General features: G+C 46.4%; 19 protein-coding genes. 2 read left to right on the top strand and 17 right to left on the bottom strand.

Going from position 1 to position 13,132, the window contains the following annotated elements; genetic code table 11:
- Nucleotides 1-4 precede the first annotated feature (4 nt).
- Both MKZ16_RS28905 and MKZ16_RS28910 read left to right on the top strand, forming a co-directional pair.
- Nucleotides 5-1,684 (top strand): iron ABC transporter permease, encoded by a 1,680-nt coding sequence (locus MKZ16_RS28905; protein ID WP_038573417.1) that lies wholly within the window; start codon nucleotides 5-7, stop codon nucleotides 1,682-1,684.
- Nucleotides 1,681-2,991, top strand: coding sequence for an MBL fold metallo-hydrolase (locus MKZ16_RS28910; RefSeq protein WP_076105558.1), 1,311 nt, complete (start codon nucleotides 1,681-1,683; stop codon nucleotides 2,989-2,991). Before MKZ16_RS28905 ends, MKZ16_RS28910 begins: the two co-directional genes overlap by 4 nt.
- A gap of 103 nt (nucleotides 2,992-3,094) precedes the next feature.
- Here MKZ16_RS28910 and MKZ16_RS28915 read toward each other — a convergent pair whose 3' ends face one another.
- The 17 genes from MKZ16_RS28915 to MKZ16_RS28995 all read right to left on the bottom strand — a co-directional run bounded on the left by MKZ16_RS28915 (nucleotide 3,095) and on the right by MKZ16_RS28995 (nucleotide 13,131).
- Nucleotides 3,095-3,376, bottom strand: coding sequence for a holin (locus MKZ16_RS28915; protein WP_076099882.1), 282 nt, complete (start codon nucleotides 3,374-3,376; stop codon nucleotides 3,095-3,097).
- A gap of 12 nt (nucleotides 3,377-3,388) precedes the next feature.
- The gene (locus MKZ16_RS28920) at nucleotides 3,389-4,081 is read right to left on the bottom strand and encodes a M15 family metallopeptidase (RefSeq protein ID WP_076105557.1); all 693 of its coding nucleotides are present in this window, start codon (nucleotides 4,079-4,081) and stop codon (nucleotides 3,389-3,391) included.
- Entirely contained in the window at nucleotides 4,053-4,466 is a 414-nt protein-coding gene (locus MKZ16_RS28925; protein ID WP_339815061.1) for a hypothetical protein, read from the bottom strand. Before MKZ16_RS28925 ends, MKZ16_RS28920 begins: the two co-directional genes overlap by 29 nt.
- Nucleotides 4,435-4,635 carry a hypothetical protein gene (locus MKZ16_RS28930; RefSeq protein WP_036681274.1) on the bottom strand — a complete coding sequence of 67 codons (201 nt, stop codon included), beginning with the start codon at nucleotides 4,633-4,635 and terminating at the stop codon, nucleotides 4,435-4,437. Before MKZ16_RS28930 ends, MKZ16_RS28925 begins: the two co-directional genes overlap by 32 nt.
- Nucleotides 4,636-4,637: 2 nt before the next feature.
- Nucleotides 4,638-4,919: a hypothetical protein gene (locus MKZ16_RS28935; RefSeq protein ID WP_036681272.1), complete on the bottom strand. Its 282-nt coding sequence runs from the start codon at nucleotides 4,917-4,919 to the stop codon at nucleotides 4,638-4,640.
- 94 nt (nucleotides 4,920-5,013) lie between these two features.
- On the bottom strand, nucleotides 5,014-5,232 hold the full coding sequence (locus MKZ16_RS28940) for a hypothetical protein (protein ID WP_036681268.1): 219 nt from the start codon (nucleotides 5,230-5,232) through the stop codon (nucleotides 5,014-5,016).
- 25 nt (nucleotides 5,233-5,257) lie between these two features.
- Nucleotides 5,258-5,698, bottom strand: a complete 441-nt coding sequence (locus MKZ16_RS28945; RefSeq protein ID WP_036681266.1) for an XkdW family protein — start codon at nucleotides 5,696-5,698, stop codon at nucleotides 5,258-5,260.
- A gap of 18 nt (nucleotides 5,699-5,716) precedes the next feature.
- Nucleotides 5,717-7,213 (bottom strand): hypothetical protein, encoded by a 1,497-nt coding sequence (locus tag MKZ16_RS28950; RefSeq protein ID WP_036681265.1) that lies wholly within the window; start codon nucleotides 7,211-7,213, stop codon nucleotides 5,717-5,719.
- Between the two features lie 11 nt (nucleotides 7,214-7,224).
- Nucleotides 7,225-7,836 (bottom strand): putative phage tail protein, encoded by a 612-nt coding sequence (locus tag MKZ16_RS28955; RefSeq protein WP_076105556.1) that lies wholly within the window; start codon nucleotides 7,834-7,836, stop codon nucleotides 7,225-7,227.
- Between the two features lie 3 nt (nucleotides 7,837-7,839).
- Nucleotides 7,840-8,175, bottom strand: a complete 336-nt coding sequence (locus tag MKZ16_RS28960) for a hypothetical protein (RefSeq protein ID WP_076099872.1) — start codon at nucleotides 8,173-8,175, stop codon at nucleotides 7,840-7,842.
- Between the two features lie 11 nt (nucleotides 8,176-8,186).
- Complete coding sequence (locus MKZ16_RS28965; RefSeq protein ID WP_076105555.1) at nucleotides 8,187-9,209, bottom strand: DUF2793 domain-containing protein; 1,023 nt, start codon at nucleotides 9,207-9,209, stop codon at nucleotides 8,187-8,189.
- A gap of 1 nt (nucleotide 9,210) precedes the next feature.
- Nucleotides 9,211-9,624, bottom strand: coding sequence for a hypothetical protein (locus MKZ16_RS28970; RefSeq protein WP_036681259.1), 414 nt, complete (start codon nucleotides 9,622-9,624; stop codon nucleotides 9,211-9,213).
- Nucleotide 9,625: 1 nt separating this feature from the next.
- Entirely contained in the window at nucleotides 9,626-10,684 is a 1,059-nt protein-coding gene (locus tag MKZ16_RS28975) for a baseplate J/gp47 family protein (RefSeq protein WP_076105554.1), read from the bottom strand.
- Nucleotides 10,677-11,108, bottom strand: a complete 432-nt coding sequence (locus tag MKZ16_RS28980) for a DUF2634 domain-containing protein (protein WP_076099869.1) — start codon at nucleotides 11,106-11,108, stop codon at nucleotides 10,677-10,679. The genes MKZ16_RS28975 and MKZ16_RS28980 overlap by 8 nt, the downstream gene beginning before the upstream one ends.
- Nucleotides 11,105-11,401 (bottom strand): DUF2577 domain-containing protein, encoded by a 297-nt coding sequence (locus tag MKZ16_RS28985; RefSeq protein ID WP_076105569.1) that lies wholly within the window; start codon nucleotides 11,399-11,401, stop codon nucleotides 11,105-11,107. Before MKZ16_RS28985 ends, MKZ16_RS28980 begins: the two co-directional genes overlap by 4 nt.
- A 5-nt stretch (nucleotides 11,402-11,406) precedes the next feature.
- Nucleotides 11,407-12,369: a hypothetical protein gene (locus MKZ16_RS28990; protein WP_076105553.1), complete on the bottom strand. Its 963-nt coding sequence runs from the start codon at nucleotides 12,367-12,369 to the stop codon at nucleotides 11,407-11,409.
- Between the two features lie 9 nt (nucleotides 12,370-12,378).
- The gene (locus tag MKZ16_RS28995) at nucleotides 12,379-13,131 is read right to left on the bottom strand and encodes a LysM peptidoglycan-binding domain-containing protein (protein ID WP_076105552.1); all 753 of its coding nucleotides are present in this window, start codon (nucleotides 13,129-13,131) and stop codon (nucleotides 12,379-12,381) included.
- Nucleotide 13,132: the final 1 nt, after the last annotated feature.

Raw genomic sequence — 13,132 nt, forward strand, 5'->3', positions numbered from 1 at the left:
CGTAATGAATACTAACTCTTTGCGCTCATTTAAATGGGTGAGCGGTGGACTGGCTTTATTTATACTAACCGTGCTCGTGCTGCTGCCACTCCTGCTCATTTTCTGGACCAGTATTTATCCAGAGGGGCATCTCGACATAGCCGCACCACTACGAACCATTATGGGGAGCAATGACCTAGTAGAGGTGCTGCTGAATTCTATCGGGCTTGGGGTAAGCGTTATTCTGCTAACTACTTTGTTTGCGCTGCCTCTAGCCTGGATTATGGCAAAAACCGACTTAGGGCGTCACAACTGGCTGGATGTCGTGCTGTTAATTCCATTTATGACGCCGCCTTACATTGGTTCTATGGGCTGGATGTTGTTTATGCAGACGGGTGGGTATATGGAGCAATTTCTGCCCTCCTCCTCCGTGCTTACACCGTATTTCTTTAGTTATGGGGGTATGGTGCTGATCATGAGCCTTCACCTGTTCCCCTTCCTGTATCTGCTGCTGCGCAATGCGCTTTTGCAGATCGGGGGCAATCTGGAGGAAGCAGCCTCTGTTCACGGCGCCCCCTTCTTTTACAGATTTAAAAGAGTGATTATTCCTTTACTGCTCTCTAGCTATGGGCTTGGAGCACTGCTCATCTTCGTTAAAACAATTGCTGAATTCGGTACCCCTGCGACCTTTGGCCGTAGGATCGGCTTTTACGTTCTGACCTCTGAGATCCATAAATATATCTCCAGTTGGCCGATTGATTTCGGTAAGGCTACTTCACTAGCCTCCTTGCTGCTCGGAGTTTGCCTTGTCATGTGGTACATCCAAACTGTAATTAGCAGCCGCTACTCTTACCGTCTGATCGGTGGAAAAGGAACTCGTACTAACCGTTATAAGAGTACAGGAATCGTAGGGTTTCTTAGCTGGGGTTATGTTCTTCTATTGCTTCTGGCATCCATCGGCATTCCTTATTTCTCTATCATAACAGCCTCATTATTGAAGCTTCGGGGAGAAGGTGTATCCTGGAGCAATCTAACCTTAAAACATTATGCAGAGCTGTTATCCCCGGGTTCGCAAGGACTTGAGGCCTTATTAAATAGCTTTACATTAGCTATCGTTGCTTCCAGTATCGCTGTTATTCTCGGGACTTGGTTTGCCTTAACGGTAGGAAAAGGGGCTACATTCAAGCAGAAAATTACAGATTTATTCAGCTTGCTTCCAAATACAGTCCCGGGAATTGTAATTGTAGTAGGGCTAATTCTGCTGTGGAATGCCCGCTGGATGCCTATCCCGCTCTATAATACCTACTGGATGGTTGTACTGACTTATGTCGTACTTTTCCTTCCTTATACTGTTCAGTATGTAAAAGCAAGCTATGGGCAGATCGATTCCTCTCTGATGCAAGCGGGACAAGTATTCGGAGGAAGTAAGCTGTATGTGTTCCGCCGTATCCTGCTTCCCCTCATCCTTCCGGGGATGGTAGCTGGCTGGATGATGACCTTCACCATTTCCAACCGGGAACTGGTAGCCTCATTACTCATTCTGCCACCTTCAATGCAGACCTCGGCAACCTATATTTTTGCCCAGTTTGAACAAGGTGCGGTAGCCATGGGGATGGCCATGGCTGTTATCTCTGTAGGCATTACTACCCTACTACTATTAGTCTTAGAATATTTAAGCCCAGATAGAAAGCGGAGACAACAATGAGCAGACTAACGATTTGGGGAGGGGCCGGAGAGCATGGCCGTTCCTCCTATCTTTTGCAGGGCAAGGATTCACGAAATGGCATCCTGCTCGATTGTGGCGTAAAAAAAGAAGGCCCCGGTGAATACCCCCTACTTGATACGGATATTATTCCACATTTGCAGGCAGTATTTCTGTCTCATGCTCATGAGGATCATTCCATAGCGCTGCCCTTACTTTATAAACACGGATACAGAGGTAAGGTATGGACTACTAGATCCACCTCATTACAGCTTCCTGATTATTTCGAGGCCTGGGATAAATATGTGGCAGCTCAATCCGCCCCGCTCCCCTATGAGGAAACGGATAAAGAAGCTATTCAATTCAAGTATTTAGAGGAGTATGTCTCCCCTCAAACTTGGCTGACGCTTGCGCCTAACCTTCGAGTTCAATGGGGACGTAGCGGGCATTTAGCAGGTTCGGTTTGGCTGGGCCTAGAATGGGAGGACAAAACTGTATTTTTCTCAGGGGATTATACGGAGGAGTCACAGCTGCTCACGGCAGACACCCCAGCAATTATGGAAGCCGAAGCTAAAAATGTGGCTGATCTGTCCATTATCGATGCTGCTTATGGGGCAGATCCTGATGAGCAGCTTGTAAAATTACAGCAATTAGAGATAGCCATCCACAACACCTTGCAAAAAGAGGGTACAGTCCTCTTTCCTGTGCCTATCCATGGCAGAAGCCAGGAATTGATCGTATGGGCAAATGAATGTTTTCCAGATCATCAATTGATCGTTGAAGAAGCACTCGTCGCTCCTTTACGAGCATTAAGCGACAAGGTGGAATGGCTGAAAGAGGACGCTATTCCGCGCGCAAATGCGCTTTTTAACAGAAAAAACTTGTGTGTTGTATCTAATTCGGACGAACGCGCGAAGGCAATGTTGAATCTTAAGGGAGCTATCGTATTCACCAATGACGGGATGATGCAGTCGGCAAAAGCGCAAGAATACTTTCATCAACTCTCTGTTTCTCCTGACAACCATGTGATTTTTACGGGACATTTAGCGGCAGGAAGCTTTGGACATCGTCTCGTTAAGCAAGCTATGATCGAAGAATCTAGCAGCGTGCGCTGTACAGTCTCACTTATCCGCTATAAAGTCCATCAAGGCTTGCCGGACATTCGCAAAATGCTCCAAACGATTCCCAGCCACCGGACAGTGCTCGTCCATGCTCCCAAACCACATATCGACCATGTAGCTTCTATATTAAAAGAAGAAGGTTTCACAGGACTATATTCTTTACAACCCGGCAGCACGCTTTCGTTCTGAATCTTATTTATGTAATATCATGAGAAAAACAGTGGGGCTCTTCCTTAGGTCTTTTTCAGACTTTTTGGAACAGCCCTTTTTATGATTCGTACCTATTATCCGCTTACCCTTTCGTCGTGCCCGGGCGATCCTTAAAAGCTAGTTCAAACAACCCGGTTGCAGATAAGCCTGCAAGACCCCCAGCCCAAAGGCGAAGCACTAAATCAAGTTCGGTAAAAGGATACGCTACTACGCCGATGAACAAACCTATCAATAGTCCGATAATCGGTACTGCATTACGCGGGATGTTGATACTATTTTTGACCAACTGAACCAGTGCCAGTACGAATACTGCTAATATAGAGGCGAACGCCATAACATCATCTAAAATTGTTCCAGTTTCCATCCTTTTCCCTCCTTAGCGGGTACTTGTAATCTCAACCGTTCGAGTCGCAGAATCATAACCTACCTGAGCACCCAGCGCTTCTGCAATAACACGTACAGGGACGTAGGTGATGCCTTTTTCAAGCACTCCATCTGCAACCTTAACCCCATTAACCTTTACGACAGCAATAACATCACTCTTCAATTCTCCCTCCTCCTTCCGATTGATGACCTTATACGCTGACTCCACCGCAGATGTTGAGGGTTTTGTCCCTGCTCGTAACTGTGTGAGTGTTAACCCAAACGCCATTTGAAAATGGGGGTAATCCTTGAAGCTTGTCCAGTCGCCTCCCCACTCGAAGCCCAGCCCTTTTGCCTCCTTCACAACCTCCTGCCAATCTGCGATCTGGTTGTTATTGCCGTCCCGGCACATATCCCAAGACACACTAGATCCATTCGGCAGCAAAAGAGCAAAATCTACGGCCAATCCAAAATTATGATAGCTATATCCGCCACGTGCATTGGTGACAATCGCTCCGGGCTTGGTGCGGCCTTGGGCATATAGAGCATCCTGCTCGTCAATTGTGCGAAGTCCCTGCGTAATGAGAATGGGGATGTTGAGTTTGTAGCAACGTTCGATTAGAGCAGTAGCAGCGGAACGGACTACGGGGTGTAGGTTGGTTAGACGTTGGGCTGATTTATTTTTCACCTGAGTTATTGTCAGCATGAAGTTCCTCTTTTCTGTCTATCTTTTTCAGATAAATAAATTGGTCGTATTTCCCGGAACGTGTCAGTATCGCTAATATTATAATTCCACCAGTTGTACCGAATTGGGCAATAGCCCAGCTACAATTAAGCCAAGTCAGCCATGTTGCCATGTCCACTCCTAGTAATTCTGCCAAACGGAATAGTAGAACGATAAGCATATTGAATGTATAAGCCAATAAGAAAAAAAGCATAGCCAGCATAAACACGCTGACCACACCTTTTTGGAATCTTTCGTAAAAATATTGCCTGTGGCGATGAATAATGTATAATCCGCAAGCCGTATTAGTGCCATATAGCACCAATAATAAAAATTCAATCATGTGCATCATGATCCCCTCGATCATAAACTAAATATTTGGCGAACCGGTTACGATCAATCTCCTCCTGAATTTCCTGCGAGACATTTTTATAATGACTTATGGTCAGTGTAACGCTGGTAGAGGCTCTACGGAGCTCCATCTCTTTATCAACATGCCGGGGGAGAAGCAGCCGCCGAATCCATTGTGACAGCATTCCTAACTCCCCCTGTCTTCCGTATGGTCAATCTTCAGTTTCTTTAAGACGTCCAGTGTGGGCTGCATAAACTCCGAGCGCTCCTTATCCAAAATCGCTTGCAGACGATCCCGATCCTCCTCTGCCCGATCCAGCATTTCTCGCGGTACAAGGTTCCCTTTGACAATCGCACGCAATAACACCATCAGCACGATCATCAAAATGAAAGCAACAATATAAGCCAGCCCATACTTATCTGCCAGCGGCAGCAGCTTCTCCAATTGCGCAATATCCCCTTCGCCCATTCGTCCGCTCCTTTCTGTAATGATGTTGATGCGTAATAGCCCCCGGCACCACCGAGGGCACAAAAAAACACGCTCCTGTGTGGATGCGTGCTAATTATTTGGCTGATGAAGCTTGCTCAGTCGAATCGTTTTCAGCAAAATGAAATTCTGATCGTTTCTGGATAATCTGATCCTTAACCAAAATCTCATTATCCGGCTGCATGTTATAGGAAGAAATGATATTCTCTATCGGACCCTCCTCACGATCAAAACGAGTGATGCAGGCATTGGCCATCAAGCGGATTTTGGCGGCTGTTATTGAATCCATTGTCATAATTACAACTCACCTCCTTTTGGGTTTATATGCTGAGTAATTCAGCCATAATGACTTCGACATCTTGAAGCCTGTCTTGCAAAGCAGTATTCTCAGCACGGAGTTGCTCGACTTCGCTTAATTCTGGTGGTTTGTTAGCTTCTGCTTCTAGATATGCTTCCCACGCCGCTTCCAGTTCTTCTTCCGTTGGTTGCGGGGCGTCTAGGTTCCAAGCTGCGATGTATGGGCCACGTTCTACAATGTCATAGTCTTCACCCTCGACTAGTCGATTAAAATCCACTACATAACGATAGTGTACACCTTCTATATACTCGGTTTCGTCTTCATCTAATGGTCGGATTTCGTAGCGTGTCCGTCCGTGTACGCCTTCGTGTAATACGGGTTCAGCTCCATTATCTTGCACTATGAAATCTTTTATTGGGTCGGCGTTTGGGTATAGATACATAATTGCTTGTGCTATATTCATTGTTCCTCATCCCCTTTTCTATGCAACTTTAACTATTCTCAAATGACTGAAAAGACCGTCACCAGTTACCCCAACGTTAGATGTTCCGTAATGATAAATGTAAAATTCAAGCGTATGCCCAGCGCTAAGATCTGTATTAGAAACCCCAAGGACGGAAACGTCTTGCCCACTAGCTGACGCAACGGTTCTTCCAATGCACTGATCCCGCGCTCCGTTTTTATAAATTTGAATCTGAACCACAAATGGCAAGGGTACGGATGTGCATGTAGCCATAACATCAATAGCGTATATACCAGCAGCTTTTGCAGTGAAAACCCCGGTGGTCGCATTCCATTCACCTAAACGATCATAGTAAACCGATGGGAATAAAAGTTTAGTGAATGTGTTCGGTACGATTGTTTGTGTAGCGCTACCGCCGCACGCAATATTACTTCTGGAATTCGTTGTATTATCTCCCCATGGGTTAAGAACTCCACTTGTGATGATACCATTTAATGAGCCTTCGGGAGTTATTCCTGATGGCTGTGAGCCATATTTATAGATTGAACCGCCATGACTAGTGTAAAGACCTACGCCATTCGCTTGCCCCGTGTTTTCGAGTGATGTAACAATCGAAGCACTTCCGACTATTATTCCAAAGTTTCGTCCAGATACCGAAGAATTTCTAATGTCTGCGTTTTGACCTGCAATATTAATGCCCGGATAATTAGCGGTAGTTCCACAGGAGCAATTTTTAATGTCGATGTTTCCACCGTCATACGCATTAAAACCCATTGAGGTTGTGGTATTAGCAGAAAAACCGTCTATAACAATACGATTGCACCGTTCAGCCACGAAGGAGCGGATAGTTACAGAAGTACCCATAAATTGAACATGACCACCGCCTACTTTGCCGCTAATCCTCACATCTTCGGCATAGGTTCCAGATGTAACATTTATAGATGCAGTATGATTAACAACTTGAGGAATCATGCCGATAGCCCTATTGATTGTTTTAAATGCCCCTGCTGCCGTATTGGCTAAACCGTTGTTTATGTCATTCCCATCCGTCCGTACATAGTACGTAATATCCGCTGTCGTCTGCTGAGGCGTAGTAACCAACGGCGCCTTACCATTCAACTGCCCCTGAATCCCACTAGTCACCCCATCCAAATACCCAAACTCTGCGTTCGAGACCACGCCAGTCCCAATCTTCGAAGCATCAATTCCGGCTGAAGCATTAACATCGGCGTTTACAATCACCCCAGCCGCAATAGCCGTAACTCCATCACCAGTACTAGTGACATCCCCCGTGTGATTAGGATGCACATAATTATTCGCTCCCGTAGCAATCCCCGCCAGCTTCGTTTTCTCGGCAGCGGTGTAATCGTTCGTGGACAGCTGTTTGCCTGTTACTTTATCGACCTTACCATTCACTGCATTATCCAAAATGTCCATATTCCCGTTCAGATCGGCAATATCAACGATATCTGTTCCCTCTGGCTTCTTTAAGCCCAAATTTCCTGTGGTTTGCATATGTCACTCTCCTATCTATAAGTTCTTAATTCGTTCCATGTTTTACTGTGAGCACTCTCCCAAGTCAAAGCCTTAACAGAGTCCCACCAGGTATAGCTGAACACAAATTCATAAGCTAAATGCGCAGGTTTAATCTCTTCGATGATTTGAATCAACCCTGCCATATTCGGAGGAATCCCCAGTGTACTCACAAAATGAATCTCAAAACGGTACTCTTCAGGCACTTCCTTTACTTCAACCACTCCACCTGAAAAAGCTGACGCCGTCCGCTGAATCATTTCCGGTGTGGTCGTTCCATTTCCACGCAGCTTTGCCTTAATCATCTCTCGACGAGTGGCATAAGACTTGGATGGATCGCTGCTGAGTCCAAGTTCGGATTCCCAGCGCCCAAGGCTCACTGTAGCCGTTTCAATAAACGCCTGATCCAGTACATCTATAGTACCTACCTTCAGTCCACCAATTTCTAGCCCGATGGTCTCCTGAAGCTTCTCCATTTCGCGGACATCCTTATAATAATCCGGTAAATACTGCATTAGATCAGGCGCCTCGACTTCACCCGGATGGCTCGAATCTTTATCTGCGGAATATAACAATTCGCTGTATAAAGAGCTGCCGTAACTCATCCTCTACACCCCCTTCAGTTGATTCCAGGTTAGGGGGCCTTTGGGCAAATAATCATGTGTATGCGCCGCCGGAGGAAATACCACTGGTTTACCTGCTACCCCCGCCCAAGCTACACTATCCGCTTGTTGCGCAAAATCCACCTTGCCATTGTTATTCGTATCGTAAATGCTTTTCAGCATATCCCCGGTACTCTGCGCGGCTACCAGTAAGACATTGCCAGCGGCAGAACCAATGTACAGCTTGCCACTGTCTGTACAATACCCAAGCTCACCAATAGCCAGCGCTCCAATGGCGCTTTCCAAGCCGCGGCGTATTTGAATCAATGTTTTTAGAGCCATTGTCCCGCCCCCTAGAATGTTCCGCCATCAATACTGGCCACGGTAAGTTTATTGCCATTCGCAGCATCATAAACGATACTGCTTCCATCCACACTTACAGCTACACCGGCTGCATCCACGGTGATTCCTTTTCCAGCGGTAACCGCAATCGCGTCTGCAGTGACCGTGATCCCATTGCCCGCACCAATGTTCAGCGTCACAGCATCGGCTTGACCCCCACCAATCAGCCCGTTCCCGGCTGTAATGGTCTGTAGTGCACCACCGGTACGTACCCATGCGCTGCCGTTCCAGCTGTAAATCTTCTGCTCATCATCGACGTAAGCGGTCCAACCTACGGCAGGAACATAAAATACCCAAGCGGCAGATTGGTATTCAACAATTTGATTCGTTTTGCCCGCCCATGCCCCGGTTGCCCCTGCTGGAATAATATAACGATCCCCCTCAACCGGACTGGCAGGTGGAGCCAGCAGGTTCTGGTCTTTTACCGATGCTTGCGGTTCGATGTTATGCTTAGCCAGCTCAATTTCATTTTTAATCTTTTGCGCAGACCACAAGTCTGTAATCGTAGTCCCCGCATCATTGATCGTCCGGTGCTTGGCCACATCATCAATGTGAGTCTTGATCTCAGCGGCAGTCTTTACATTTGTCCCATCCGATACTTTATTGATATGTCCCGCACTAATATCCGCTTTAAGCACCTTCGCATAGGTTGCTCCATCAGCGATATCATCAATTGTACCTGTCAGATCGGTAAGCTTCTGCGCATTCACCCGCCGCCATGCTGCCCCATCATCAAAATATAAATATCCGCTATTCGAACCCGTAGTCACGTAATACAAACGACCAACGGATCCTGCAACCGGACGCGAAGCTTCTGGCCCTGACAGCGCCCTGCCGACCATGGAATTGGACGTGCCGTCACCAATATAAACTTCCTTAGTATCACTGCAAAAACCAAGCTCACCTGCCTTCAACACGCCATAACTCGTTAGCTCAGCCTTTGTACCCCGCTTTATTTGTATGGTCTGTGCCATTTTACACCTCTCTTCTAAATGATCCTCCGTCAATCTGGCCTTTGTTCTTATAACGCTCTATTTCAGTTTGGACAGCGGTAAGACTCACCTGCAAACCGTTAATATCCTCTGCTTCAACCGTATCGCCGGGGGTTTCGTAAGTCACATATACCTCAGGCACATCGGCAAAAATCTTAATCAACCGCCGCCAGGGCGCCTCATCCGGAAAAGACACAGTGAAATTGCGTAGCTCGATCCCGGAATACTGTGACCCTGTGTACACCGCAATGGTCTGATTATTAATATTGTCATGCGCTAGAAGACCACTGTAAACGCCATTTACAAGCGGTAATCTCTCTTCGATAACATAGCTGCTACCGTTTGCTTTTTTATTAAGTTTTTCTTGAAAAATATCAATTTGCTCTGGATAACCCATGCTACACCTCCAGTAGAACGTTACCGAACAACGGTACTTCTTCTTCGTTCAACATCACATTGCCCGCTCCACTGTTCAACTTCAGCTCTGTGTAATCCGCGACTCCTTCAGTAGCAAGCAATAATGCCCCGATGACAGACTGACTGATATAGGTTGCTGAAAAAGCCTTCTCCTTGCGATATTGCTCAAGCATCACCTGAAAGCCTTGGTTTACAGCTTGCAGTGCATAGCCAGAAGCAAGGGTTACCTTGGCGCTTATACTGATGTTTTTGCCCGCAGCCGGCGCCACGGTCACCACAGCCCCTACCGGTGCTTGTCCCTCACCCGCTCCTGAGACCGGATCAATGTATTGCTGCACCTGAGCCGCCAACAGCTCGGATGCAGGTTTTTTTTCGGCGTCCACAATAATCACCTTCACAGTTTTAGGACCTTTCCATAATGGAAAAACACGTGCGCCTCCTACACCCGGAACTTGCAGTCCCCACTCCATATAGTGATATTTATTTCCGCTAGTAGCTGGGCGTCTGGCTGAATCCAAATAACGCTGGCGTAGCGCATCATCCGTTTCAATGTCCTCCCCAGGGATCAGAAGAGAAGCTATTTCTCCGCGCGCTAGGTCTGAAATATAATCCACTGGCAGTAAAGAGCCAAAATATCGATTTCCTTCTTCTCCAGCGGTTTCACTTTCCAAGCGATACACTCCAGGAGATAACTTCTCCACAGCCGTATAATTCAGCATTTCGAGTGAGAAGCGGCTGCCGAGTGGAACATCCAACAATCCTCCATCCGCCTTATAAAAAATCCCTTTCAGCTGTGCCTTGCTGGCTTCACGCCTTACAATGCCTGACCAGGAGATGCTTCGCTCCAAGTACTCTCCGGTAGCCGTATCTGCAAAATACAGATTATTATTCACATCCAGCTCAATATACATCTGTGCCAACTCAGCGGCTGCTGGAGCCAACGCGTCATAAATGATGCTGCCCTCGCGTTTATCCAATCCTGATGGAATCCGGTCCAGCATCCGCTCCAAAAGAGCCTCATACGTCTGATCCTCATACATCCTCATTCCACTCCTTTCTCAGCTGAAAATTTCCGTAACGTGTGACGACCTTGCAGTCAAAAGTTAGATTATCTCCGGTAAACGAAACAACAATATTCTCTAAGCTAAGGATTCGTTCATCCTGAAGTAGTGCCTCACTAACGATACGTCTGATTTCAGCTCTAACCAGCAGCCGATCCTTGCCAAGCACCAACCGCCACTCTGTTCCGTAATCCGAACTGTAAATCAGATGTTCAAACCGATCGGTTCGCAAAATTTTTGCCGCTGCCTGTTGAACTGCTTCCAGTCCATCCGTTTGGCCTGTAATCCTTTTTCTCTCCCAATCCATTCGGTACGTAAGACTAGGACTTTCCCCACGCTCAAGGTTGACCTCCCCCTCAAGCAGGGCCGTTATCGGTCCAGCTTTTCCAATCGCCGGGATCATATCGGACTCACCAGCCGATCCAGAACAATGTAGCTTTGTCCGCCCTGCATTCGAACCATTAATACGCGGTCCCCACTCGCTAATCCTCGCCGAAGTATTACTTTTTTGCCCTCGATGTCGATCTTGCTTTCCATTACCGATTCAGGCAGCACTAACGCATTCCCCGATAAAACAAACCGCTGATCCACCTGAATCTGCAAAGGAGCTGCCACCGTTACCGTTCCATAAGAAAAAGCCACGGGATTTGTACTTCCCACGGCTCCTAGACTTGCTTTTTTAATAATATCTAACATCATTTCTACACCACCTTAATATCGAGGGACATTGTATGCTCCCCTCCAGAAATCTTATGGCTGCATTGGTCCACCAGAAACAATTGAGTCTCGAATTCATCCAATAGGACATAAATGAAATTGCCTGCTCTTACACGCATATCACCAATCGCCTGTATGGAGAGACTAAGCTTTTCACGATTGTGCATTTTCAGCAGATTGTTTGCCTTCTCCTGAATTTGTGCAGCATTCGCTTTGTCATCAGCCTTTTGATACAAGTGCAGGATACCCCAGCGTTTCACATTGTCCTTGTCACTGACCGGATAGAAATCGCGTTTGCCCGATGCCTCGTTGTCCTTGTACAGAAAAATCGTGTTGTACGTATCGTCATCAATACTTTTTTTGAGCGAATAATCGTACAGATAATGCCCCGCTCCCAGCACCAGGTTAAGCAGCATAGAATCCGGTTTACGCAGCGTCAGCTTCCCAAAATCATCGTAAAAAGCCATCAGCCGCCCCTTAAACTGAAGCTCACTGCCGATGGCTCCCATAATGATGTCCAACAGCTTTTTGTCATCTTCAATTAAAGAAGGAATCCGGTACTCTGTCTCCTCCAGCACACCTGTCTTTAATCCGTAGTCCGTTGTTATTTTCTTGATCACATCACTAGCCGTAACATCCTGCAAAACATAACTACCATTGCCCAGCAAATAACGAATCTGATCATAGGCAGTCAGCTTAATCTCTTGATCCGAGCCCGTATCAATGCTGAACACAAATCCGTAAAATACATCTACATTATCTTTACTGAACTGAATAATATCACCGTTGCTAATCCCGAACTTGGGGAGCTGATAAATTCCGTTGTCCACAAGCGTTAACTCTAGCGTTGACGGTTTACCTGACCGTGCAGTTTTCCAAGAAATATCTGAGACTATGCCAGAAATATCCCATATATTCCCTTCTTTATTCTTCACTAGCAGTTCCATAACAGCCTCCTACGGCAGCTTGATGACTTTACCGATGGGCAGCTTTTTCAGCTCACTATCCGGAATGCCATTAAGCTTCTGAATGGCTTTGTACTTCGAGCCATCTCCTAGGTTTTTTTGAGCGATGCTCCATAGACTGTCTCCAGCTTTTAAGGTATAGGTAGTAGGCTTTGCCTTTTCATTGGCCCTCTTCTGCTCCGCCTTCACTTCACCTTTAACAACCTTCACAGCTACCGCCTGATAGAATACGTATTTTTTGAGAGATAACGAATATTCAATATCCCCTGACGTACCCGCACTAAGCTTCCAAGTGAAACCTTCGATGCTCATAGCCATATTCACAGCAAAATCAATTTTTAAAGATGCATCCTCACTAATTGAAGATTCCTCTAGCCATTTCTGTGGTTTGTTTAACTTCTTTTTATCCTTTTTCGTATCATCGGGATACCTCACACCGGAGAACACAAACCGAATGGGCCGACGACTCGTCATCCATTTCTTAATAAGCTCCACATATTCAAAAGGTCTCTTCAGCCCGTCCTCCTGCACCAATACGAACGGATACCTTTGTGCCGGAAAAATACTTTCAATCGTGATCTCCGTAAGCTTCGGATAAGCAATCGTATTGATCTCACCCAGATCGATAATGGTATAGCTTTTTCCATCTCCACTCTCCTTGATTTCCAAGGTCTCTGGATTGACTGGCAGCCGGATTGCATCCTCCTGATTATTAAAACCCAAAAAAATCCCGTACTCTTCCACG

Source organism: Paenibacillus sp. FSL R5-0928 (assembly GCF_037970385.1).
Classification (GTDB): Bacteria; Bacillota; Bacilli; order Paenibacillales; family Paenibacillaceae; genus Paenibacillus_AQ; species Paenibacillus_AQ odorifer.

What these genes read in the sequence shown, in the direction of transcription:
- MKZ16_RS28905 (WP_038573417.1), top strand. Translation starts at nt 5, where the DNA reads ATGAATACTAACTCTTTGCGCTCATTTAAATGGGTGAGCGGTGGACTG.
- MKZ16_RS28910 (WP_076105558.1), top strand. Translation starts at nt 1,681, where the DNA reads ATGAGCAGACTAACGATTTGGGGAGGGGCCGGAGAGCATGGCCGTTCC.
- MKZ16_RS28915 (WP_076099882.1), bottom strand. Translation starts at nt 3,376, where the DNA reads ATGGAAACTGGAACAATTTTAGATGATGTTATGGCGTTCGCCTCTATA.
- MKZ16_RS28920 (WP_076105557.1), bottom strand. Translation starts at nt 4,081, where the DNA reads ATGCTGACAATAACTCAGGTGAAAAATAAATCAGCCCAACGTCTAACC.
- MKZ16_RS28925 (WP_339815061.1), bottom strand. Translation starts at nt 4,466, where the DNA reads ATGATCGAGGGGATCATGATGCACATGATTGAATTTTTATTATTGGTG.
- MKZ16_RS28930 (WP_036681274.1), bottom strand. Translation starts at nt 4,635, where the DNA reads ATGCTGTCACAATGGATTCGGCGGCTGCTTCTCCCCCGGCATGTTGAT.
- MKZ16_RS28935 (WP_036681272.1), bottom strand. Translation starts at nt 4,919, where the DNA reads ATGGGCGAAGGGGATATTGCGCAATTGGAGAAGCTGCTGCCGCTGGCA.
- MKZ16_RS28940 (WP_036681268.1), bottom strand. Translation starts at nt 5,232, where the DNA reads ATGACAATGGATTCAATAACAGCCGCCAAAATCCGCTTGATGGCCAAT.
- MKZ16_RS28945 (WP_036681266.1), bottom strand. Translation starts at nt 5,698, where the DNA reads ATGAATATAGCACAAGCAATTATGTATCTATACCCAAACGCCGACCCA.
- MKZ16_RS28950 (WP_036681265.1), bottom strand. Translation starts at nt 7,213, where the DNA reads ATGCAAACCACAGGAAATTTGGGCTTAAAGAAGCCAGAGGGAACAGAT.
- MKZ16_RS28955 (WP_076105556.1), bottom strand. Translation starts at nt 7,836, where the DNA reads ATGAGTTACGGCAGCTCTTTATACAGCGAATTGTTATATTCCGCAGAT.
- MKZ16_RS28960 (WP_076099872.1), bottom strand. Translation starts at nt 8,175, where the DNA reads ATGGCTCTAAAAACATTGATTCAAATACGCCGCGGCTTGGAAAGCGCC.
- MKZ16_RS28965 (WP_076105555.1), bottom strand. Translation starts at nt 9,209, where the DNA reads ATGGCACAGACCATACAAATAAAGCGGGGTACAAAGGCTGAGCTAACG.
- MKZ16_RS28970 (WP_036681259.1), bottom strand. Translation starts at nt 9,624, where the DNA reads ATGGGTTATCCAGAGCAAATTGATATTTTTCAAGAAAAACTTAATAAA.
- MKZ16_RS28975 (WP_076105554.1), bottom strand. Translation starts at nt 10,684, where the DNA reads ATGTATGAGGATCAGACGTATGAGGCTCTTTTGGAGCGGATGCTGGAC.
- MKZ16_RS28980 (WP_076099869.1), bottom strand. Translation starts at nt 11,108, where the DNA reads ATGATCCCGGCGATTGGAAAAGCTGGACCGATAACGGCCCTGCTTGAG.
- MKZ16_RS28985 (WP_076105569.1), bottom strand. Translation starts at nt 11,401, where the DNA reads ATGTTAGATATTATTAAAAAAGCAAGTCTAGGAGCCGTGGGAAGTACA.
- MKZ16_RS28990 (WP_076105553.1), bottom strand. Translation starts at nt 12,369, where the DNA reads ATGGAACTGCTAGTGAAGAATAAAGAAGGGAATATATGGGATATTTCT.